At 56.5% G+C, this 23,120-nt stretch carries 20 protein-coding genes and 2 pseudogenes; 7 read left to right on the forward strand and 15 right to left on the reverse strand.

Annotated elements, in window-relative coordinates; translation table 11 throughout:
- Positions 1-256: 256 nt before the first annotated feature.
- From glnT to ACR0ER_RS18780, 11 genes and pseudogenes are all read right to left on the reverse strand, one after another.
- Positions 257-1,585, reverse strand: a complete 1,329-nt coding sequence (gene glnT / locus ACR0ER_RS18730; protein ID WP_480770243.1) for a type III glutamate--ammonia ligase — start codon at positions 1,583-1,585, stop codon at positions 257-259.
- 71 nt (positions 1,586-1,656) lie between these two features.
- The gene (locus tag ACR0ER_RS18735) at positions 1,657-2,985 is read right to left on the reverse strand and encodes an FMN-binding glutamate synthase family protein (protein WP_480770244.1); all 1,329 of its coding nucleotides are present in this window, start codon (positions 2,983-2,985) and stop codon (positions 1,657-1,659) included.
- Between the two features lie 17 nt (positions 2,986-3,002).
- The gene (locus tag ACR0ER_RS18740; RefSeq protein ID WP_480770245.1) at positions 3,003-3,686 is read right to left on the reverse strand and encodes a protein GlxC; all 684 of its coding nucleotides are present in this window, start codon (positions 3,684-3,686) and stop codon (positions 3,003-3,005) included.
- Between the two features lies 1 nt (position 3,687).
- Positions 3,688-4,584 carry a class II glutamine amidotransferase gene (locus ACR0ER_RS18745; protein ID WP_480770246.1) on the reverse strand — a complete coding sequence of 299 codons (897 nt, stop codon included), beginning with the start codon at positions 4,582-4,584 and terminating at the stop codon, positions 3,688-3,690.
- 174 nt (positions 4,585-4,758) lie between these two features.
- On the reverse strand, positions 4,759-5,409 hold the full coding sequence (locus ACR0ER_RS18750; RefSeq protein WP_480770247.1) for a helix-turn-helix domain-containing protein: 651 nt from the start codon (positions 5,407-5,409) through the stop codon (positions 4,759-4,761).
- Positions 5,410-5,634: 225 nt separating this feature from the next.
- A pseudogene (locus ACR0ER_RS18755) lies at positions 5,635-6,391 on the reverse strand (IS5 family transposase).
- Positions 6,392-6,469: 78 nt separating this feature from the next.
- On the reverse strand, positions 6,470-7,204 hold the full coding sequence (locus ACR0ER_RS18760; protein ID WP_480770248.1) for an MBL fold metallo-hydrolase: 735 nt from the start codon (positions 7,202-7,204) through the stop codon (positions 6,470-6,472).
- Positions 7,204-8,253, reverse strand: a complete 1,050-nt coding sequence (locus tag ACR0ER_RS18765; RefSeq protein ID WP_480770249.1) for an ABC transporter ATP-binding protein — start codon at positions 8,251-8,253, stop codon at positions 7,204-7,206. Before ACR0ER_RS18765 ends, ACR0ER_RS18760 begins: the two co-directional genes overlap by 1 nt.
- A complete protein-coding gene (locus ACR0ER_RS18770) occupies positions 8,253-9,023 on the reverse strand; it encodes an ABC transporter permease (protein ID WP_480770250.1) in 771 nt (256 codons plus the stop codon). The genes ACR0ER_RS18765 and ACR0ER_RS18770 overlap by 1 nt, the downstream gene beginning before the upstream one ends.
- Complete coding sequence (locus ACR0ER_RS18775; protein ID WP_480770251.1) at positions 9,020-9,865, reverse strand: ABC transporter permease; 846 nt, start codon at positions 9,863-9,865, stop codon at positions 9,020-9,022. Before ACR0ER_RS18775 ends, ACR0ER_RS18770 begins: the two co-directional genes overlap by 4 nt.
- A gap of 2 nt (positions 9,866-9,867) precedes the next feature.
- Entirely contained in the window at positions 9,868-10,920 is a 1,053-nt protein-coding gene (locus ACR0ER_RS18780) for an extracellular solute-binding protein (RefSeq protein WP_480770252.1), read from the reverse strand.
- Positions 10,921-11,047: 127 nt separating this feature from the next.
- Between ACR0ER_RS18780 and ACR0ER_RS18785 the strand changes: the two genes are divergently transcribed.
- Positions 11,048-11,686: a TetR/AcrR family transcriptional regulator gene (locus ACR0ER_RS18785; RefSeq protein ID WP_480770253.1), complete on the forward strand. Its 639-nt coding sequence runs from the start codon at positions 11,048-11,050 to the stop codon at positions 11,684-11,686.
- A gap of 81 nt (positions 11,687-11,767) precedes the next feature.
- Here ACR0ER_RS18785 and ACR0ER_RS18790 read toward each other — a convergent pair.
- Positions 11,768-11,959, reverse strand: a pseudogene (locus ACR0ER_RS18790) (DDE-type integrase/transposase/recombinase); the annotation flags it as partial.
- Between the two features lie 189 nt (positions 11,960-12,148).
- On the opposite strand from ACR0ER_RS18790, the gene ACR0ER_RS18795 reads away from it, so the two are divergent.
- Positions 12,149-13,171, forward strand: coding sequence for a nucleotidyltransferase family protein (locus tag ACR0ER_RS18795; protein WP_480770254.1), 1,023 nt, complete (start codon positions 12,149-12,151; stop codon positions 13,169-13,171).
- Between the two features lie 874 nt (positions 13,172-14,045).
- On the opposite strand, the gene ACR0ER_RS18800 is transcribed toward ACR0ER_RS18795, so the two are convergent.
- Entirely contained in the window at positions 14,046-14,978 is a 933-nt protein-coding gene (locus ACR0ER_RS18800; protein ID WP_480770255.1) for an NAD-dependent epimerase/dehydratase family protein, read from the reverse strand.
- Positions 14,979-15,106: 128 nt separating this feature from the next.
- Here ACR0ER_RS18800 and ACR0ER_RS18805 point away from each other — a divergent pair, with 128 nt between their 5' ends.
- Together ACR0ER_RS18805 and ACR0ER_RS18810 are read left to right on the forward strand one after the other, a co-directional pair.
- A complete protein-coding gene (locus ACR0ER_RS18805) occupies positions 15,107-16,120 on the forward strand; it encodes a glycosyltransferase family 8 protein (protein ID WP_480770256.1) in 1,014 nt (337 codons plus the stop codon).
- Between the two features lie 118 nt (positions 16,121-16,238).
- Positions 16,239-16,973, forward strand: a complete 735-nt coding sequence (locus tag ACR0ER_RS18810; RefSeq protein WP_480770257.1) for a hypothetical protein — start codon at positions 16,239-16,241, stop codon at positions 16,971-16,973.
- 15 nt (positions 16,974-16,988) lie between these two features.
- Here ACR0ER_RS18810 and ACR0ER_RS18815 read toward each other — a convergent pair whose 3' ends face one another.
- On the reverse strand, positions 16,989-17,786 hold the full coding sequence (locus tag ACR0ER_RS18815; protein ID WP_480770258.1) for an FkbM family methyltransferase: 798 nt from the start codon (positions 17,784-17,786) through the stop codon (positions 16,989-16,991).
- Positions 17,786-18,787 carry a glycosyltransferase family 2 protein gene (locus ACR0ER_RS18820; RefSeq protein ID WP_480770259.1) on the reverse strand — a complete coding sequence of 334 codons (1,002 nt, stop codon included), beginning with the start codon at positions 18,785-18,787 and terminating at the stop codon, positions 17,786-17,788. Before ACR0ER_RS18820 ends, ACR0ER_RS18815 begins: the two co-directional genes overlap by 1 nt.
- 133 nt (positions 18,788-18,920) lie before the next feature.
- On the opposite strand from ACR0ER_RS18820, the gene ACR0ER_RS18825 reads away from it, so the two are divergent.
- The 3 genes from ACR0ER_RS18825 (at position 18,921) to ACR0ER_RS18835 (ending at position 23,118) form a co-directional block, all read left to right on the forward strand.
- Entirely contained in the window at positions 18,921-19,649 is a 729-nt protein-coding gene (locus ACR0ER_RS18825; protein ID WP_480770260.1) for a hypothetical protein, read from the forward strand.
- A gap of 20 nt (positions 19,650-19,669) precedes the next feature.
- Positions 19,670-20,668, forward strand: coding sequence for a glycosyltransferase family 2 protein (locus ACR0ER_RS18830; RefSeq protein ID WP_480770261.1), 999 nt, complete (start codon positions 19,670-19,672; stop codon positions 20,666-20,668).
- Between the two features lie 173 nt (positions 20,669-20,841).
- Positions 20,842-23,118, forward strand: coding sequence for a glycosyltransferase family 2 protein (locus ACR0ER_RS18835; RefSeq protein WP_480770262.1), 2,277 nt, complete (start codon positions 20,842-20,844; stop codon positions 23,116-23,118).
- Positions 23,119-23,120 lie beyond the last annotated feature (2 nt).

The following is a 23,120-nucleotide window of genomic DNA, read 5'->3' on the forward strand; positions in this document are numbered from 1 at the left end:
TATGATCGGCATTGGCCAGGGACGACAGAGGCAGGCGTTCCGCGAACAACTGGCGGCAGCGGGCGAGACCGGCCCGGTTCTAAGGGCCATAAGCGTACAATTCGAAGACAACTGATCCTCTGCGCAACCAGCTTCGCCCAGTTGCAGCGGCTTTCAGTTGCGATGTCCCGAAAGTACGTGCCACCGTTTCTGCGGCGAAACGGCGGCACGTTCGTGGTACGGCGGTTCATTGTTTACCGATCGGCCTGCAGCCTCATCAGATATCCAGCGTATGCACTTTTTCCCAACGCGAAAAATGAGAGACGAATGAGTTCCACTCCTGATGCTTCATCTTCAGATAAGCGGCAGAGAATTCATGCCCCATCGCAGCCTTTAGCCCGGCATCCTTGTCATATTCACGCAGCGCATCCAGCATATTCAGCGGCAATTTCGGCGCGTCGGTTACTGTGTGACCTTCTGCGTACATATCAAGGTCATAGCGCCGCCCCGGATCGGCTTTTGAGCGGATGCCAGACAATCCCGCCGCGATAATGACAGCCTGCAACAGGTATGGGTTCGTCGCCCCGTCGGCTAGGCGCAGCTCGAAACGGCCCGGACCCGGAACGCGGACCATATGCGTGCGGTTGTTGCCGGTCCAAGTCACGGTGTTCGGAGCCCATGTGGCCCCCGACATGGTACGAGGCGCGTTGATCCGCTTGTAGGAATTCACCGTCGGGTTCGTGATCGCAGCCAGCGCGCTGGCGTGTTTCATGATGCCGCCGAGGAAGTGCTTGCCCTTCTCGCTCAGGCCCATCTCACCCGTCGGGCCTTCGCCCTCACCAGCAAACACGTTGGTCTTGGCATCCGCGCCAGGAGCATCCCAGACCGAGATGTGGGCGTGGCAACCGTTACCCGTCAGACCTTCGACCGGTTTCGGCATGAACGTCGCGCGGAAACCGTGCTTTTCGGCCACCGATTTAGTCATGAACTTGAAAAAAGAATGCTTGTCGGCGGTGCGCAGAACATCGTCGAATTCCCAGTTCATCTCGAACTGGCCATTGGCGTCTTCGTGGTCGTTCTGATACGGGCCCCAGCCCAGTTCCAACATGTAGTCGCAGATTTCACGCACCACGTCATAGCGACGCATGACCGCCTGTTGATCATAGCAGGGCTTGGCGGCGGTATCGAACGGGTCACTGATCTGCTCTCCGTCCGGAGTCAGCAGGAAGAACTCGGCTTCGACTCCGGTTTTGACATGCAGCCCTTCGTCGGCGGCCTCATCAATCAAACGGCGCAGGACGTTACGAGGGGCTTGTGCGACATCCTCGCCTTCCATAACACAGTTGCCCGCGACCCAGGCGACCTCGGGCTTCCAAGGCAGTTGGATCACCGAGGACGGGTCCGGCACCGCCAGCATGTCGGGATGTGCAGGGGTCATGTCCAGATAGGTGGCGAACCCGGCAAAGCCTGCGCCCTCTTCCTGCATGTCTGCGATTGCCTGCGCGGGCACCAGCTTGGCCCGCTGTCCACCGAACAGGTCGGTGAACGAAATCATGAAGTATTTGACGCCTTTTTCTTTGGCGAAAGCTGCCAGATCTGTAGTCATGGTCGGCTTTCCTTTCCCTGTTGGAGCAAAAAGAAAGGGCGCAACCCAGATTAGGGTCGCGCCCGCGAATGTTAGAACCCGGCCTTGCCCGGATACCAGTCGGTGCCTGCTAACGGCACCCGCGCCATTGCGGCAGCTTCCATGGTCAGAGCGCACAGATCCTCAGGTTCGAGGTTATGCAGATCATTGTGTCCACAGGCCCGCGCGATTGTCTGAGCCTCCAGCGTCATCACTTTCAGATAGTTGCGCAGGCGACGCCCAGCCTCAACCGGATCAAGACGGGCCGCCAGTTCCGGGTCCTGCGTCGTAATCCCTGCCGGGTCTAGCCCTTCATGCCAGTCGTCATAGGCCCCGGTAGTGGTGCCAAGTTTCTGATACTCGGTTTCCCATTTCGGGTCATTGTCGCCCAAAGCGATCAGAGCGGCAGTCCCGATGGCCACCGCATCCGCCCCCAACGCCATAGCCTTGGCCACGTCGGCGCCAGAGCGAATACCGCCCGAGATCACCAGTTGCACCTCACGATGCACGCCCAGATCCTGCAACGCTTGAACGGCAGGGCGAATACAGGCCAGCGTCGGGATGCCCACATGTTCGATGAACACGTCCTGTGTTGCGGCTGTGCCGCCTTGCATCCCGTCCATCACCACAACATCAGCCCCGGCCTTTACCGCGAGCGCCGTGTCGTAGTAGGGCCGGGTTGCGCCAACCTTCACGTAGATTGGCACCTGCCAATTGGTAATTTCACGCAGCTCGAGGATCTTGATCTCAAGATCGTCCGGCCCGGTCCAGTCCGGATGGCGACAAGCTGAACGCTGGTCGATCCCTTTGGGCAATGTCCGCATCTCCGCCACACGGTCACTGATCTTCTGACCCAGCAACATACCGCCGCCGCCGGGCTTTGCCCCCTGACCAACCACGATCTCGATCGCGTCCGCCTTGCGCAAGTCGTTGGGGTTCATGCCGTAGCGCGAGGGCAGGTACTGATAAACCAGTTTGGAGGAATGCCCACGCTCCTCGGGCGTCATGCCGCCATCGCCCGTGGTGGTGGAGGTGCCCGCCATCGAGGCGCCGCGTCCCAACGCCTCTTTCGCGGGGCCGGACAAGGCGCCAAAGCTCATGCCTGCGATGGTGATTGGAATGTCGAGTTCGATGGGTTTCTTGGCAAAGCGCGTGCCCAGCGTGACCGAAGTGTCGCATCGCTCACGATAGCCCTCCAGCGGATAACGCGACACCGATGCACCCAGAAACAGCAGATCATCGAAATGCGGCACCTTGCGTTTGGCCCCACCACCGCGAATATCATAGATGCCGGTTGCCGCTGCGCGCCGGATTTCGGCGTTGATCGGGTTTGAAAACGTCGCCGATTGGATCGGCATGGTTCGGGGGGTTTGATCGCTCATATCTTTCCTACCCTTCTTCAATATGCAGCCGCGTTATCGACATCGAAATTGTAGAGCTGCCGGGCCGAGCCATAGCGTTTGAACTCTTCCGGTTGGGCGTCGCTGCCTGCACGCTCCAAGAGGTCCTTCAATACTTCTATGTGTTCAGGCCGCATTTCTTTTTCGATGCAGTCAGCCCCAAGGCTTTTGACAGAGCCACGTACGAACAGACGCGCCTCGTAAAGCGAGTCTCCCAGTGCATCACCCGCATCACCGCAGACCACCAGATTGCCCGCCTGCGCCATGAAGGCGGACATATGGCCGATATTGCCGTGCACAACGATATCGATCCCTTTCATCGAGATCCCGCACCGCGAGCTGGCATTGCCCTTGATCACCAACAACCCGCCATGACCGGTCGCCCCGGCATACTGGCTGGCGTCACCATCCACGATCACGGTGCCGGACATCATGTTCTCGGCCACGCCCGGCCCGACTGAGCCTTCAACCCGGATAGTCGCCTGCTGGTTCATCCCCGCGCAATAGTATCCAGTCGATCCTTTGACGGTCACCTCAATCGGCGCATCCAGCCCTACGGCAATCGCATGGCTACCCTTGGGGTTCTGTACTTCCCAATGGGTCTGGTTGGTCTCGGCGCTTTGTGCCTGTAGCGCCGCGTTCAAGCCGCTCAGGCCGTTCTCTGCAACATCGTAACTCTGCATCTTAGTGGCTCCAGAAATAGACGGTTGCGGGTTCGGGTTCCCATACGCGGGCATCTTCGATACCTGGCAGGTTAACCAGAGCACGGTATTCGCTGCCGAAGGCCACGTACTGGTCAGTTTCGGCCATCACTGCGGGCTTGCAGGCGATGGGGTCACGCACGACTCCGAAGCCATCCTTGGTGCCGACGACAAAGGTGAAGAACCCGTCAAGATCTTGCAGGCTGCTTTCGAGCGCCTCGCCCAGCGTGGCCCCGTTCTGCATTTTCCACGTCAGGTAGGCCGCACCGACCTCGGTGTCGTTCATCGATTCAACCCGCACGCCTTCGCGTTTCAGCTTGCGGCGCAGCGCGTTGTGGTTGGACAACGATCCGTTATGCACCAGACACTGATCCGACCCGGTGTTAAACGGGTGCGCGCCTCCGGTCGTCACTGCAGATTCGGTCGCCATGCGCGTGTGACCGATCCCATGGCTGCCGCTCATGTTCGACAGGCTGAACCGATCAGCCACATCCTTTGGCAGACCAACCTCTTTGTAGATCTCAAGGGCCGCGCCATCCGACATTACCCGCAGCCCAGGGCGCAGTTCGCGTACCGCCTGACGGCCCTGCTCAACCTTGGATCCGTCCAGTTCCAGCACGGCATGGGTGTCGTTGGCGCGCAGAGTAACTTCTGCCCCAATTGCAGCGCCAAGATCCGCAGCAAGCGTGGCGAAATCTTCGTCCGGCTGATCAGACTGAACCGTCACCTTGGCGGAACCAACCGATTCCGCTCCATAAATCGCTATCCCCGCGCTGTCCGGGCCGCGATCCGTCATTGTGACCAACATTTCGGTCAGCATCGCGCCTAGTTCAGGTTCAAGTGTCCTGTCTTTGAGAAACAGGCCGACAATTCCACACATCAGCTTTTGCCTCTTTGAATTTCGTCGAGACGGAAGCTACCAGAGCGGCGCCCGATATAGCAACTATAAGAATATTTTTTTCCTAAAAGGAAATTTCTCTTGCGCAAAACTTAGGCACACTCAACCAGTCCGGTGCGCAGTCTCCCCGGACGTCAAAAGACAAGAGGGTAAATCCTAGCTGGTCTGTGGGTAGGAGATGACCGAGAGATACTTGGCAGGCAATTTCACCAGCACTTCGGGTCCATGCGGGGCATCAGCGTCAAAAAACAATGTATCACCCGGTTTCAGGAGATAGATTCTGTCTCCGTGGCGGTAATTCACCTCACCTTCCAACATGTACAACATTTCGATGCCATCGTGCTGGAATGTTGGAAAACGATCAGATTCCTCATTCAGAGTGATCAGATAAGGCTCGACCACCACACCACTGGCGTTCGCCCCAATATGGCCCAGAAGATTATACTGATGTCCGGCCCGCGTACCGGCCCGGTCAGTCTCAACTCCTTCGCCCGCTTTGGTATGCACTGCGTTTCTAGTTTCTTCATAGCGGCGAAAGAAAGAGGTGATCGGTGTACTGAGCGCGTTGGCCAGCAATTGTAGGGTCGTCAACGAAGCCGAGGTCGCGCCGTTTTCGATCTTGGACAACATGCTTATGGACAGCCCTGTCAGCGCTGCCAGCTCTGCAATTGTAATACCTTGCTGCAGACGCAGCGACTTAATCTCGCGCCCGATTGCAGTTTCGAGGTTCTTTTCACTGCTGTCCCGAGTCCTGTGTGGATCTTGCGATAGCCCTGCGTTCTCTTTGACCGTACCCTTGCGCGCCATCTTTTTCTCTACTCCGCACATTTAATTGGGGCGAACATGACACACCAAAGCCTGGCTTGTGTAGCCTTTCAGGACCAGATCAGCCCCACCCGAGAGATTCAGTTTGTTTTTCAGGCCTTTTACCCATCGAGGCCAACTGGGGCGTCCACACTTTCAAATCCGGCAAATGGATTAAAGACGCGGTTTGAGAGAACAAGTCCAGAAGTGTTGAATTAGGCTCAGGCCTCATAGCCAGTATATGACGGTAGCCGCGAGTGCGATTGCTGATAGGAAAGCCTTCGGGCAGCGGTCGTATCGCGTTGCAACTCGCCGCCAGTCTTTCAATCTGCCGAACATGATCTCAGTGCGGTTGCGACGTTTGTAGCGTCGCTTGTCGTATCGGATGGGCTTCTTTCGCTGTCTTCGGCCAGGGATGCAGGCCTTTATCCTTTTGTCTTGTAACGCTACTCTGAACCAATCGGCATAATATCCACGATCTCCAAGCAGCCAATCCACGTCAGGCAGACTGTTTAGCAGGGCCTTCGCACCGGTATAATCACTGACCTGACCGGCGGTAACAAAGAAGTTCAACGGGCGTCCTTGGCTGCCATAGATGGCATGTAGCTTTATGTTCATGCCGCCTTTGGTCTGGCCAATCAGTCGTCCTCGCCCCCTTTTTGACCCCAAGGCTGGACGCCGTGCGGTGCGCCTTCAGATAGGTCGCATCAATCATCACGGTATTTTCCTCGCCGTGATCGGCGGACAGGCCCAGCATCATTGCCTCGAAGAGGCCTTTATCACTCCACCGCTTCCAACGGTTGTACAAGGTCTTGTGTGGCCCGTATTCCTTGGGCGCATGATGTCATCTTAACCCGTTGCGATTGGTGAATAAAATCCCACTCAGAACACTCCTGTCATCGACGCGAGGTTTCCCGTGGGACTTCGGAAAGAAAGGTTCTAGGCGCGCCATCTGCGCGTCCGTTAGCCCGAAGAGATCAGACATGTTCATCGCTCGCTTTCGAACCGTGAATCACGCCGCCTAACAGAAATCAATGGGTCCTGAGTCTAGAGGAAATATCCGTCATCTCGCCCCGTTCTTTCCATCCAGCCATGCGCGAATAATTTGTCGATGACGATCACGACCATAGCTTGGGAAGTGTCCCCCATGCACGGTTTGAACGGGTAAGTCATGCAGACGCACCATCGACCGATAATAATCATCAGCGTTGCTGTGATACGTGTCTTCGATCAATTCGCCATCATAGACGATGTCCCCAGAAAACAGGATACCGGTCGCAGCCTCCCACAAAGCGATACCGCCCGGTGAATGCCCTGGCGTATGGATGACCTCGAAATGCCTGTCCCCAAGATCGACGATATCGCCATCATCCAGCAAGCGCGTTGCCCGAGCGCCGTTGACTGCATAGCTGTCCGATCGGTAGGGCAAGGGCGGTAGACATTCAAAAATCTCGTCGGTCACGTAAGGGTCGGCCAAGGTCGTCGTCCGGGTTGGGTTCTCCAGAGTATCGGCCTCCGCCTTGTGAACCGCTCGGTCTTCGAACTCGTGATGGCAGCCGATGTGATCGAAATGCGTATGGCTTGCGACCGCCGTCAACGCACGTTCCGTCACCAGCGGCACCCACGTGCGCAGCGACACAACCCCCATGCCGCTATCGACCAGCATATCCCGATCCCGCCCGCGCACATGCCACATGTTGCAGCGATAGAACGGCGTGATAAAAGGCTCGTCGATCAGGGTGACGTCTTCGCCTTTGCGAGAGGTGCGGTACCAGTCCTGTGGGTGCGCGCGTTGCATCAGGTGACCTCCGGTTCAAACAGGCGGAAATTCTCGACATCTGCCGATAACGGTATCACATCCCCTTGCACCCATGGGCGATCGGGGGCCAGATAGGCGGTTAGGCTCAGATCCGGAGCGCAGTTCGGTGACAGATGCGCCCGGCAATAGGTTCCGAAAAACGCGGCCGAGGTCACGGTGGCCTGCCCCATCGGAAACGAGCCCTGATCATCGGCGCGAACATCTTCGGGCCTCAGACAGATCGCAGCCGTCGCAGATGCTGGAGCATTCTGCGCAGGAAGAAGCCCAAAGGGCGTTTCAACACCTGCCCCGGATTTCACACCTACGATATGATTGTTTTCACCCATGAAATCCGCCGTGAACAAGGTCGCGGGGTGGCGATAAACCCGGTCCGGGGTGCCGTGATCTTCGATGCTGCCCTTACTCATGACCACGATCCGGTCAGCAATGGCCATGGCTTCTTCCTGATCGTGGGTGACATGGACAAAGGTCGTGCCGATCTGTTGCTGAAGACTTTTCAGCTCATCCTGCATCGAGCGCCGCAGCTTGAGGTCCAGCGCGCCCAACGGCTCATCCAACAGCAATACATCCGGGTTCACGGCCAAAGCCCGCGCCAGCGCCACGCGCTGACGCTGACCGCCAGACAAGGCATGGGGTCGTTTCAGCGTTGCTTCCTTCAAACCGACAAGATCCAGCATCTGCTCGGCGCGGGCATGGCGTTCTTTCCGGCCCATGCCGCCCATGCGCAAACCGAAGCCCACATTGTCGCGAAGGGACATGTGCGGGAAAAGGGCATAGTCCTGAAACACAGTGGTCGTGGGGCGTGTGACCGGCGCCACGCGGGTCATGTCCTGACCGCCGATCAGCACGCGGCCCTCGGATGGTTCCAGAAAGCCTCCAAGGATGGACAGCAAAGTCGTCTTACCGCAGCCGGACGGGCCCAACAGGGTCACGTATTCTCCGGCTTCGATTTGCAGGTCGATCCCGGACAGCGCCTGAAACTGACCGAACCAGTGGTTGAGACCCGAAAGCGTAACAGACGCGGTCATTAGTGGCCTTTCCGAAAAATGGTGAGTTCCAGCAGCAGCACAACGGCCACCGAGATCAGGAAGACAAAGCTGCCGATTGCGTTCAATTGCGGCGACAGGCCGGACCTGAGCAGCGACCAGATCTCGACCGGCAGAGTCACGTCAAAACGCGTCAACAGGAAGGCGATGATGAACTCGTCCCAGCTGAGCGTAACCGACAGAAAATAGGCCGCCGCGATGGACGGCAGCAGCATCGGCACAGTGACCAGCAGGATCACCTTGGGTTCGGTCGCGCCCAGATCACGCGCCGCACGTTCGGCGTTTTGCTGTTGCGCCCCCATCGAGGCATAGATGATGGCAAAGGCCAGAGGCAGGTTGATGACCACATGGCCAATGGCCGCCGTCCACAACGAAACACCAAACCCCGACCGCGTTAAGACGATTAGCAAGCCCAGCCCTACGATCAGATAGCTGACCGTCAGTGGAGCGACAAGCAGCCCTCGGATCAGGGCCGATCCCGGCAGCACATGCCGCGCCAGACCGTATGCGGCCAGAAATCCCAGCACCACGGCAACAGCAGAGGACCCGAACGCAACAAGGATCGAATTTCTCAGCGCCGCCATCAAATCCTCATCCCCCAGAATGGTGTGGTACCATTGCAGGGACGGCCCGTTGAACGGCGGCACCGGCAGCGATCCTTCCTGAAACGAGAACAGGACCAGCACGCCCACCGGCAGGTAGATAAAGACAAAGGCTGCGATCAGGTAAGCCCAGGGCAAAAAGCGCATCATAGCCGGTCAAGCCTCAGCCAGCGGGCGGAGAGCAGATAAGCCAATGCGACGATGCTCATCAAGACAATGGCCAGCGCCGAGGCTAACGGGAAATCCGCGCGCCGGCCCAGTTGAACCATGATGACCTGCGGCACTGTCAGCTCGGTGTTGCCGCCCAGAATCTGCGGTGTCACGTAGTCGCCGATACACAGCACAAAGGTCAGGAAGGCGCCGGTGACGATACCGGGCAGGGTCAGTGGCAGGATCACGTGTCGGAACGTTTGAAACGCGTTGGCCCCAAGGTCCATCGCCGCCCGGCGATAATTCGGGGACAACTGTATCAGGTTGGCATAGATCGTCAGGGTCAAAAGCATCACAAAGAAATGCACGAACCCCATCACCGTCGCGAAGCGCGTGTTGGCCAGCGTGATCGGTTCGGCGATGACTCCGATCCACAGAAGGGTCTCGTTTACCACCCCCTCGCGCGCCAGAACCAAGAGCCACGCGTAAGAGCGTACGACGTAAGATGTCCAAAAAGGCAGGATCGCCAGCAACAGCGCCAATCGCTGCCACCGCGGCGACACGCGAAAGGCAATGATCCAGGCCAGCGGATAGGCCAGCACGACCGAGATCACGGTCACCGTCAGCGTGATTTCCAGCGAAACCACTATCGCGCGCCAAAGATACGCCTTTTCCAGCAGCTTGGCATAATTGGCCAGCGACAGATCCCAGATTAGCGTGCGCCCCTCAAGCGACGCCAGACTCATGGCGCCCATAACTAGGAAGGGCACGACGAAGAAGGCGATGGTCCAAAGCAGGGCCGGGGTAACGAACCCCCAGCCCCGAAACTGGTCTTTGGACATGTTCACTGCTGCAGTGTTTCCAGCCACAGATCCTGCATTTCAATATCCAGATCCGCATCCGGCGCAGGATAAAGCTGAGTCAGCGCCAAATAGTCAGGTTGCTGATCCCAGCGCAGGATGTCTTTCTGCACATCCGTCAGCACGTCCCCGGCCTTGGCATTCGCAGGCATGCCCCAAAAACAGGATGAAGTCGCCAGACGAGCCTGGCCTTCGGGGCTGGTGATGTATTTGATGAACTCAACCGCCAGATCGGGGTTGCTGGCCCCTTCGACCACGCCAATGGATTGCGCCCAGCGAACCGCGCCTTCTTTTGGGATAGTCCATGTCAGGTCCGGCTGTTCCGAGGCCAGAACCGCCGTCAGCCACTCTCCCCCGCCGACAACGATATCAACTTCACCGGTCGCCAGCGCAGTTTGCGCCGCAACCACGCCCGCAACCGAGGCCGCGCGTCCGCGCATCGTCGATAGAACGCCACCGATCTTTTCCAGATCGCCCGCACCAATTGCGTCAGTTGCGATGCCTTCGGAAATGGCCGCCAGCCCCATCACCGGCAGGTAGTAGTCATAGATCGAAATCCTTCCGTCATACTTCTCGGACCAGACGGTGGACAGGCTTTCCATGTCCGCAGGATCGACCTTGTCGGAGTTGTACGAGATCGTGTTATAGCCGAATTTCTCGGTCACCGCGTAGGTCACGCCGTCGATGGTATTATTCTCAGCCATGACCACTTCGGGAAAATAGTCTGCTGTCGAGACCGCACCTTCGGGCAGGGGGGCCAGAACACCGGCTTCCACCGCTCGGAACACATCAATCCCGTCCACGACTAGCACGTCCCAGTCACCGGGTCTGGATTGCTCCAGCAGAGCCAGAGCCGCGCCCGTTCCTTCGTATTCGCGCAGGTTAACTTTGACGTTATGTTCAGCCTCAAACGGAGCGATCAGTTCGGGGTCGGTATGGTCGCACCAAACTAGTGCGTTTAATTCGCCTTCGGCCCAGGCATTGCCAGCCATAAGGGCCAGTGCCGATACACCAAGGATATTACGTCCAATTTGCATTCGTTCATCTCCTGTTGATTTCGGGTCGCCCGGTTTTTGAGTGGGTCTGTTCGAAAAAACTTGAACAGCCTCATCTTTTTAGTCAACTCTAAATTTAGATTTGGGCCAAACAAGGACGGTCTCCCCGATGACAGGATTAAGAGAGCGGCAAAAAGCAGCACGCGAGCGTCGCATCCTGGAAGCCGCTTCCACAAAGTTCCGATCGCACGGATATCGGTCCGTGAAAATCGAGGATCTGGCAGAAATGGCAGAGGTGTCGGTTGGAACAGTCTACAACTACTATGAGACCAAGGGCGACATTCTGATTGCCACCGTTGCCATGGAAGTTGAAGAGGTCATTGCCGCAGGCGCTCCCATCCTGGCCGACCCTCCCCTTCGCGTTGATGACGCGATACTGGCGTTGATTTTCCAATACTACGATCACTCACTTGAATACCTTTCCAAGGAAATGTGGCGCACGGCGATTGCTCATTCCATTGAACATCCCAACACGCCAAGCGGTCGGCGATATGCGGAACAGGATCGTCGGCTGGTGGCGCAAGTAACTGAATTGATTTCGGTTCTGCAGGATCGAGGAAAGGTTCGCCGAAACCTGGTCGCGACAGATTTGGGCGTGCTTGTCTTCAGCGCATTAAATCAGGCGTTCATCGAATTCATCAAACAGGATGAAATGATGCTCTCACAGCTTAGAGATCAAATCACCGCACAGATTGTTCCAGTCGCGAATCTCATTTCAGTAGATGCTTCACAGTCGGTTAAAGGTTAGAGGCAAAACGATCATAATGTGTTTTTTACGGTTCTGTCGCAAAATCGCAGCGTAGTTGAGAAGAACCGACGCTCGGATCGATTATCCTGCCAATTGGACAAGCTGCTGGTAAAGACAGATTCTTGGCGTGAGCCCACCTTTTCGGATCCTGTCGATCATTTCGACACCCGCCAATGTGGATTCCGCTGAAGTGAAGGCTTTGAAGCCCAACATTGGGCAGCACCGGCGTTTGATGAAACGGTGGTCTTGTTCCACAATGTTGTCTAGGAACTTAGTCCCCTACCAGACCATCGATCAGTTCGACAGACAGACTAAAGAGTTTGCGACGGAGACGAACGATCTGCTACCAGACTTCGCCGTATATTCGACGAAGACAAACCGTTGCTACCCTACAAAAAATATTTCGTAGGGTAAAAGATTGATCCATACATACCCCACGAGAATTTTTTCGTGGGGTAAGCTATGATCAAGTATCACTCTGCAACCGGGACCGCTGCTTGGACAGATCTTCTACGATCCCTGAAAGACAGCTCGATTTCCAATCTCCGCGGATCACCCAAGCTGAAGTCCATTGGCAAAAAGGCCTATTGGTATGATCACTACAGAATCGGGAACGAAATCATCGACCGATATATCGGTGAAGACAGTAAAGATCTCAGGGATCGCTTGTCCCGACAGAAAGCAATCATCGAAGTGGAAAAGCAGACCGAGCGTGAGCGAGCGCGCCTGATGCGCTCGCTCCGCGCCGAAGGGTACTTGATGACTGATGTCGGAAGCGGCCAGGTCATTGCAGCCATGGCCAAGACTGGCGTATTTCGCCTCGGAGGCACATTGGTTGGAACCCAGGCCTTCCGGTGCTACGAAGGTGAGCTCGGTGTCCGGATCGGATTTGATCAGGCGGCCATGACCGACGATATCGACATTGCCAGCTTCGAGCGTCTTTCCCTTGTTCTAGGTGACACCGTCGATACCCCTTTAGACGAAGTCTTTTCTGAGATGAAGTTCGATCCGGTCCCGGCTCCGGAAAAGGGGAGGGTTTGGAAATGGCGGCAGACGAATCGTCAGACACTGGTTGAATTTCTCACCCCCTCATTAAGCGAGCAGGAAGGACTTCGTGATCTTCCCGCTCTTGGGGTAAGCGCGCAAAGCCTTCATTTTCTCAACTATCTGATTGCCGAGCCCTTACAGGCGCCGCTTCTTTATCGCTCCGGCATCCTGATACAGATCCCCCGCCCGGAACGATTTGCGATCCACAAACTGATCGTCGCCGACGGGCGTCGCGGAGGTCCGGATGAACTGAAGTCAAGAAAGGACCGGGCACAGGCAGAGTTCCTGATCGAAGTTCTGCATCAGAATCGTCCCGAAGATCTGACCGAGGCGTATGAGACCGCCCTGGAGCGCGGACCAGCCTGGCGGGCTCATATCTCGGGAAGTCTCGAGTTACTACCTCAGACAAAAGCCATTCTTACTACACAGTCGAAGTGAACCAACACGGCTTGCGGACACAGCAAAACTAATTTGAACACCAGAAAATTCTCCAGCGAACCGCAAGGCCTGTTTGTACACTGCGGTGCCAAAAACCGGAACAAGGTTCCAAGAATGTATAATCCCCGAAGAAGGGACCCCCCTCATTCCACTTCATAGACCAGGGGCCTGCTTATATCCCAATAAGCCGTCTGGCTTCTAGTTTTTTTGTGTGGGGATTGTAGTGAGATCAATCCGTTTCGCGTACTGCCTCTCGATGCCCGCTGCGGGCACCGGTTAACGGGAACCCTGACGACGAGGGTACGGAATAACCGCCGCCAGAGTGCCCTCATGCTCTTCATCCAAAGCCGCTCGCGCGGATGAAGGTCATGCCTCACTGCCACATAAACCCGGATGACCCTGTGGCCGGTCATCGTCAGGTTCAGCCACCGGGTGCACTACGCTGCGCGTTATGTGAAAATATTCGGGGTATATTGACTCTTGAGGTGTTGCACACATGAGGCTTGGACTTTTCGTGGCTCGGTTCGGGTGGCTCTGGATAACAAGATGCGAGGATTTTTGGGACTTGGTGAACACAAGAGCAGTCTACTGGGCTCCGGCTGCTAACGTGCAAGGCGGCGGAAACGGAAGAGAACAATGGACGATGTGGCCTAAGGATCGTGAGGCTGGTTCAGGAGAACCAGCTTACTACAAAGTGCTTCGAGCACGTAGTATTGAATCGGACCGGATCCGCCAACGCCATACGAGCCAGCGGCATGTCATAGTGCCGCAAAAATATCAGTACGCGATCCGATGCTTTTACCGGCCACTTACCTCTTACGTTTTGGGCGTCCACACATGTAGCAAAGTTTCCGACACAACCCCGCACCAAACGTCAGCAGGTCGAGGCCCAATCAACAAAGCCCTTGATTACTTGGAGCAGATCCCGCTCGGGGCAGCGCTCGATTTGGTTGGCCAGTTTGTCGATACTCAGCCTGATATGTCCCACATCTGCTGGGCGGGCGGGCGGAATTTTTTGGTACGTCAAGCGCTTGCCAACGACTTCTTCCAAGGCTGCCGCGATCTCTAGGATGGTTGAGGACCGACCCGAGCCGATGTTGAAGATTCCTTCGGCCTGGCTGATCATCAGATCCCGCACGGCACCCATTGCTTCAGTGACATCAATATAGTCGCGTTCGGCTTTCCCATCGCCGAAGATTTTTACCGGCAGGTCTTGCATCAACTGTTTGTAAAAGACTGCAACGATTCCTTGGCCATCAGCTCCGGTCTGACCCGGCCCAATCGGATTCGACAGACGGGCAATAAGAGTCGATATACCATGGGTCTCGCCCAGCAACTTGACGTAGTTCTCGGCCGCCAGCTTTACGATCCCATAGCTTGATATGGGCACGCAAGCATCTACCTCAGTGTAGGGTGCGTCCTGCCCCATACCATAAACCGTACCGGCGGATGACAAAAGCACCACACGTTCGATGCCTGCTGATGCCGCTGCGCGCATGATATGCACGGTTCCGATGAGGTTGGAATTGATGTCTTGCTCCAACGCCAGATCCGAGCTGCGCGACTTCGAGACCGAAGCGGCATGGACAACAGTATCCACCCCCTCCATGGCGGCCTGCACCGTGAAGGGGTCGAGCATATCCAGCCGTCGTACTTCGATCCCATCCAGAATCCGTGTGTGCCAAGCGCTGAAATTGGCCCGCGCGCTGCGCGAACCTACGGTGACTTCGGCACCCGCGTCCGCCAAGAGACGCGCCAAGTGAGGGCCGCAAAACCCGGTTCCCCCAATGAGTAATACCCGCTGCATGCTCGCATCATTGCGTGTTGGGTGTGCCTGCACAACCCTATGATCATTGACTTTGCACTGCGCCACGCAGATTTTGTTGCACAAACACAAAGAACCCGGCGATAGGGCGCCTGGCAAGAGATTAGAGTATGCCCAAGCACAAACACGCGGTCATTTTCGCATGTGACCATAATTACATATGGCCTGCACTCTTGGCTGCCAATGCCGTGTATGATCACGCGGCAAGCAAGGAATTCGATATCCGCATCTTCTCCTCTACCTATGTCCCGGACGGTTTCACCGAACGATGCCGACCCGGTGTGACGGCTGAGCAGCTGCCGATGGGCGACTTCAGTGTAAAAACCGGAATCACCGAACGCTACTCAATGGCGACGTTCCTGCGGCTCTTCGCAATCCGCAAGATCGAAGCTGACTATGACCGGATATTGTATCTCGACGCGGATGTTGCCGTGCGGCATGGCGATGTGAATGTCTTTTGGGAGGCCGATCTGGGGGGGCGACCTGCCGCTGCGGTGCGCGACTGGTTCAACTGGGGGCCGGTGAAACCTTTGAATGAGGGCTACATGCAGTCGCTCGGGATCTCCGAGGCGACGGGGGGCTATTTCAACTCGGGCTATCTTTTGGTTGATGCCAGGGAGTGGGCGCGCCAGGATTTGGTAGGTGAAGTCCTGCGTTTTCTCGACTCCTGCCCCGAGCTTTGCCGGTTCCACGACCAAAGCGCGCTGAACTACGTGCTGAAGGGCCGTTGGGCTGAGGTGTCGCCGCTTTGGAACTGGCAAACCAAAATTCTGCACCACATCCTGATGATTGAAACCCGCGATCCACATGTGATCCACTTCAACGCCCGCCGCAAACCTTGGCGGGACCGTGAACGGATGATCGGTGTGGCTTTCAAGGATCCACTCAAGGATTTGGCTCATGCAGTGGGCTGGGATGCGTTTGACGATGAATACTCGATGGGCCCGATGCGCCGCCGCAAAGAGCGGGTGCGGGCCGAAACGATCGCAGCACTGTATCAGAGCCTGCCAACCTATATGTCACAAATATGGCCATATCTGAGCCGCGACGATTTCATCGATACCCCGCATGGCGAGCGGGTGATTGACATCGTCGATGCCAGATCAGCCAACGTCGATCCTTAGGGCAGGCCTTTTAATGCGTGCCAGCTTGGAGTCGAACGCGTGTGTGGTTGATCTTTTTTACACGTTACCAGATAAAACCAGCCTAAATCTCGATTGTAAGCGGTAGGAGTGGACATAAATGGAATCTACGGACGATGCTCCAGCAACTGAGCGTGAATTTGGCGCGGTTGTGCCCTTCTTACCCACAGGATCTTTGGATGCAATTGCAACCGAGATGGGGACGGATAAGCGTTCAGCCAAACACGACTATATGCGCTTTTACGAGGCACTTTTGTCGGGCTACCGCGATCAGAAATTCACAATGTTAGAGCTTGGCGTCGGGATTCCAAGCAGACGGGCACCATCCTTGCGCACGTGGAAAGAATTTTTTCCAAATGCGGATATTGTCGGGATGGATATCCGTGAGGTCTCCAAGGAATTCGAGGAAAGCCGCGTGCATATCGAGATTGGTGACGCGTCTAACCCCAAAACGCTGCGACGGATTTTCAGACGTTGGAAACCCTCAATTGTCCTTGATGATGCCAGCCATTTCTGGTCACATCAGATCCTCGGATTCAAAACGCTGTTCCCGATGCTACCGCCTGGAGGCATCTATATTTGTGAGGACGTGCATACGTCGTTCAGCGGCGAACCCGGCCAATCAAAATATGCTGATTGCGATGAGAGCTTCTGGCAGCTTGTCGCCCGGCTGCAAACGGCAATTGCCAGCGGCAAGTCACACCCGCATATCAGTGATCGCCATGAACAAAGAATGGTCGCCTGGATTGACGCAATCCTCGTGTCACGCAAGACGGTTGCCATTCTCAAACGCCAGAAATCGCGCAAACGGGATCTGCCCAAGGCCAAATCCTGAGAAGCGCATCCAGCATCACACGCCGCGTTGCAAAAACGCGTTGCCTTCCAGTCTATGGGTCTCGGCATAACCATGCGCGAGCAACACTTCGATGATGTCCGTCGTCCAGCGATCGCGATGGGTGATCTCGAGCAGGATGGCATCGGGCAGGCGAGCGCTTGGACAGCTCAGAAGGCTGTGTAAGGCAGCATCCTCATAGCCTTCGATGTCCACCTTGAGCACGACCTTGTCCCACCTCACTTCTGGCCCCGGCAGATAGTTGGACAAAGGCGCCACTTGCACGTCAACAGCGCTTGTTTCGCCATCGCCTGTATAGCGCAGGCTGGCCTCGCCTGCGTTATGGGGAATCTGCAACGTGGCCTGGCCTGCTTCGGCGCCAATGGCACGGTCCACAATTTCGATCGCGGCACTAAGTTCGGTATTCACCACGATATTGGCTTGCAAACGCTCTGCCATGGCAGGGTTCGGTTCAAATGCCAGTACTTGACTTCCGGCGCCTGCCTGTTGTGCGACGCAAATGCTATAAAGTCCCATATTTGCACCGATATCCAGAAAACAGACTCTTTGACCAGCCACTGCCGCGCTGATGAGGGCCAGCGACTTCCGCTCTTTGGGGTGTCCGTTCATCCAAAGAAAAAAATCGGTGTAGTTTCGCGCTGGATCGATGTTAAACACCAACCCCTCGTAGCGGATTTGGGAAGGCGGCAGCGCCGCGCGAATAAGGCGCCTCACTGGCCCACGCCCGGCAAGCTGGGCGGCTTTTGCCAGAGCCCTTTGCGCCGCTTCGCCAAGATGGTCCACCGAAGATGACATCAAAGTCCCACCCTTACTTGCTGAATCCGCTCGGCCATCCTGGCGCAGCAAGTCTGATGGGCGGCGGCAATGGAAGGAACTGCCATCAGGGCATCCAGCTCGGTCCTCAAGGCGGGCAGATGCCGGTGGATCGACGTGTCTTCTTTCTTGTTTGTGTTTCGTTTGTCCCAGAAATGCTGACCATGTCGACGTCCGCGCAGCGCGGCGCTGGCCCCGATCGGTTTCATTCCCGAGCCGCGGATTTTCTTGAGTTGGAACACGTCGTAGGTTCGCACTGCGTAGTGGTTTACCTGTGCCAGGGCGTTTTGCCGTTTGCGGTTTGGATTGTCCTTGGCTGGCATGCCATTGTTGCGCTTGCCATGAATCATTGCCTCAGGCACAACCGCGCCATCATTATCGATAAAGCGAAGCCCAGCTGCCTCTGGCGTGAACACTGGTCGGTGGATGTATAATCGCTCAATCCAATCGCCGGTGCGAAAAAAGCACTTTACGGGTTGATTTGGCGGCGCGCCAGCAGGGGCCGCGCGCGTGAAGCCCTCAGTTGTCAGTCGCTCGGCTCGCCAGTTTGACAGGAAACTATCCCCGAAAAGCCGCCAACTCAGCATAGCTCCGTGCCCATCACCTATTGCGGAAATCAGATCGCTGACATGGCCCGCACCAGCATGGATATTGAGAAACTCGTCGCTATCGATCCAGCAAACCCAGGTTGCCGCCTGATATAGTGGATGCGCTTGGGTCAGCGTGGCGGCATGGCCCTGAGCACTTTCATCCGGGCGCGGGTTGGTACGGATATGGGTGATGGCCCCTGCTGCGGCAACCGTGTCCAGCAGATCGTCTGATCCGTCGGTGCAATTGTTCGAGAAGATCAGAATGTTCTCAAACCCGATCGCTCGATGATAAGCGATCCATTCCAGCAAGAACGGCCCTTCGTCTTTCTGAGCTGAAAACAAAAGTGTGCCAGGCGTGGTGGCATTTTCAACGGAAAGGGGAGTATTGACCATGTACCGGCTTGCCGTGTGTTATTGCCCTTGCGAGCCAGGGGTGTCTAAACAGAAACTTCAATCCGGTTATCATTGTTGCCCTTTCAAATAAACCGGCTTAACTTTCGCCGCAATAAAAAAGAGAGGCTGTGGCATGGGCATTGACTGGGCTGGTACGCAGATGTTGATCGAAGCTGCCGGGCAGGAACGTCCTACGGGTGACACCTTGATGTTAGGGCGACAAGAAGTGTTTGTCGCACCGCGTCTGCGTGATCGTCTTGCAGATGAAATTGCCGCAGCGCCCCATGGGACACGCCCTGACCAGAGTGCCTTTGAAGGCTATGCGGAAGACCTGCTGGCTGCGATCGGTTTCGAAGGTATGAAATCCATGGACGCCACCGCCTATGAGGGCTGCGACTACGTCCATGATCTGAACCAGGCAACCCCCGGAAAGCTTGACCGGACGTTTAGCCTGATCTTTGACGGCGGCACAATCGAGCATGTGTTCAACGCGTCGCAGGCGTTTTTGAATGTCCATAATATGCTCAAGCCCGGCGGGCTTTTTCTGGGCATGTCACCCGGAGACGGGTGGTTCGGCCACGGCTTCTGGCAGTTCAGCCCCGAGATCGTCTATAGCTATTTCGGCAAAAGTCTCGGATATGAAGTCCTGACATGCCTCGAATATCCCTCGCTTCCGCGCAAACGTCCTTGGTCGATAGCTGATCCACACATGACCGGTAAACGCGCCAAACGCCGCAGCAACAGTCCGGCGGTGTATCTCGCCTTTCTACTGCGCAAGCCTTTGCATGCTCGCAAGCCGTCGCCGGTACAACAGAGCGATTATGAGGCGCGTTGGTCAGATGCAGAAGGCAGCGTCGCGTGAAGATCACTCAGGTTACCTGCATGAAAAATGAAGGGCCGTTCTTGCTGGAATGGATTGCCTATAATCGCATCATCGGAGTAAGCGACTTTCTGATTTATACCAATGATTGTACCGATCATACCGATGCTCTGCTTGATACCCTGTCCGCGCACGGGGTGGTCAAACATCTTCCCAATCCAGCCCAACCCGGTCAGCCGTACCAGATGACAGCGCTAAAAGCAGCTGCCTCTAACCCGCTGGTGCGTGACGCCGATTGGGTCTTTGTCAGTGACGTGGACGAGTTTCTTGATATCCGCACCGGCCAAGGGACCATCCCGGATTTGATCACCGCCTGCGGCAACCCCAAAGCAATCTCGATCACGATGCGGATGATGGCGAATGGAGGGATACATCGCTTCGAGGATCGGCCAGTGATCGAGCAGTTCACGCATACACATGATGCCGCTCTGTGGGGAGAGGAGAAGGCGATCGAGGTCAAGACCCTGACCCGACGCGACTTTCCCCTGAAGTTCTTCGGCGCGCACCGGCCTTTTGTCCGCGCAAGTTTTGATCCCGCGACAGAGAATCTGTCCTGGACCGATGGTTCGGGTCGCCAGGTGCCGCAGCCTTTCCTGACGGTTGCGAACAAGCGCCGCCGCCATCGCTTTCCGGCTGCGGGCGCCAGCACATTGGCCGGGCTGAACCATTATACGCTGCGCTCGCTGGACAGCTATCTTGTCAAGTCTGAACGCGGCGACGTAAATCGCAAGTATCGCAAGTTTCAAACCAAATACTGGTCCGAGCGCAACGAGGATCACCAAGAAGACAGATCCATCACTCGCCGCCTGACTGAATTGACTGCCGAGATGGACCGTCTTAAGGCGCTGGATGGAGTTGGCGTTGCTCATGACGCCTGTGTCGCTGCCCATCGCGCATTGGTGGCGCGGCTGCTGGAGCGGCCGGAATTTGTTGCCCTGCGGGACGATTTAATCGCCATCAGCCCAGCTTTGCGGCGTAGCCAGAAGGCCGCCAGCGTCTGAAAAACCAAAGCGGCTTGCCTATGGTGTTTGGGCCTGAGAACCATTTATAGTGATGAAAACACTAAGATGGATTGTAACTACAATCCTTTTGAGCGCGCGGCGACGGAGCAGCAATGCAGGTCATCTTTCATACAGGAAGTGCGGGGGCGCAATTTTCTGTCCTGCAAAACCTCATGGCTGCAAAGCGTAAGAAACTTCTTGAGCAAGGGATATTGTTGCCCAAGTCTGCGGGCCTGACCGACCACTATACCACCTTTTTCGCGGGTAGCGCGCAGTTGGCCTGGCATCCCTACCGCGAAGCACGAGGGTTCAGCGACCCGGAAGTTCTGATGACCGCCGCGGCCGATTGGTTTGACCAGATCGGGCTGGAGATTGTACGGCACCGGCCGCGCGCTCTTTTGCTGACGATGGCCGACATGTGGACCTGGTGCGACAGTCCCAAGGCGCTGAACACTTTTTTGAACGCCCTTTCGCGCTTTAGCGACGACATACGCGCGGTGGTGCATCTGGCGCGGCCTGAGGACGCGCTCTGCCAACATTTTATCTGGCAGGTGCTGGCGGGTCGGGTTTCGGGACTGTCGCGCGAAGCGGAGCTGGCCCAAAGCCCGGATAACTGGTGGGGCGCAGCCCATGTGCAGCGGCAAAACTGGCTGGAATCCGGTGCCGATATCCGCAGTGCCGTGCACACGCCCAGTCCCGGGCTGGATCAGGGCGCTATGCTTGACTTCTGGCGTAAGGCTTTCGAGCCGTCATATCTGCATCTTCGCCCGTTACCCGCAGTCTTTACCCATGAAAGCTTGCTCGCCGAATTCAGGACTGCTTTTGATCTAAAAGCCCGCGTCGGCAAGATTGATCCCGCATTCCGGCTAGATGAGCCTGCCTATCCAGGCCGCCTACTCACTCAAAGACTCTTGCGGTTGAATCTGGAACTGATTGATGTCGAGCGCAGGCTTGATCTGGGGCATATTCCACATCGCATGCGCCGTCAGATCATCAGCCGCGTGCAGGCACCTGCCCAGGAAGCACCGCTGCGCCCGGAGGATTTTGCTCCACTGGTCCAAGGCATCGAGACCGAAGATCTTTTTTCGCCTTCACCCAAGCCGCATGCGCCCGTCTCGATTGAGCCTGACGATGACTTTGATCCGTCGCCTCTGCTTGTGGGGTTTGAGGAGGCGGTCCGAGATCGGATGTCCCAAATTCGCGACCGGCGCGTGCGCCGCAAATCAGAGGCGGAAGCACGGCTGGAAGCCTCGGCCAAAGTGGGCCTGACCCTTAGCGCTGATGGCGCCCGACTTTTGAACCATCAGGGCCGCGAGCTTCTTGCGGGCATCAGGCATAACCGCTTTGCCCCACGCAATCACGGCGTCGTCAGTTTTGACGAAACCCAGGACATGCCGTCCCTGCCGGTTGATCCACCAGCACCCTCGACCGGCACGCTGGTTGTCGGCTGCATGAAAGATGAAGCCCCTTACATCCTGGAGTGGATCGCCTTTCACAAAAGCATCGGCGTCGATCACTTCCTGATCTTTACAAACAATTGTAGCGACGGAACCGATGCGATCCTCGATCGGCTGGCCGAGCTGGGGCATGTCACCCATGAAAACAACGATGAGTGGAAAGGCAAGTCGCCACAGCAGGCCGCGCTGAACAAGGCTATAAAGATGGACATCTTTAAGCATGCCAAGTGGTTGATTCATATCGATGTGGACGAGTACATCAACGTCCGCTTTGGCAACGGCACCTTGGCAGAGGTCTATGCAGCCGACCCGGACACAACCAATATCGCCATGACCTGGCGGGTCTTCGGCAATGCTGGCATTGACGAGATTGGCGATGCTAGCGTGATCCACCGTTTCACCCAGTGCGCGCCGGCCTATGCACCTAAACCCCATACAATGTGGGGCTTCAAGACGGTCACCAAGAATGTCGGCATTTATTCAAAGCTCAGCTGTCATCGCCCCAACAAGCCTTTCGACGAGCTTGAGGTTCGACCCAAATGGCTAAACGGCTCACTGTGCGACATTACCGATGAAGGTCACAAGCCCGGCACGTGGCGCAGCTCGATCCGGTCAGTGGGTTATGACAAGGTGCAGCTCAACCACTATGCTTTGCGCAGCCGGGACAGCTTTATTGTCAAACGCAAGCGAGGCCGCGCTCTGCACACGACGCGCACTATCGGGTTCAATTACTGGGTACGCCATGACTGGAACACGCATGTCGACCGGACGATCCTACGCCATATGGATCGGATGGAACATGAAAAAGCCAAACTTCTGAAAGATCCGGTACTGGCCGAGTTGCATACAAATGGCCTTGTCTGGCACCGTGCCCGCGCCACCGAACTGGGCCGGGAAGCCGAATTCCGCAAGTTGCGAGCTGATATCAAATCCGCCAATCTCACCGACCTTGAGCGTGTGGCCTATACCATCGCAGCAGATATGGAGAGCTGACC

It is taken from the genome of Ruegeria sp. CH8 (genome assembly GCF_056536985.1).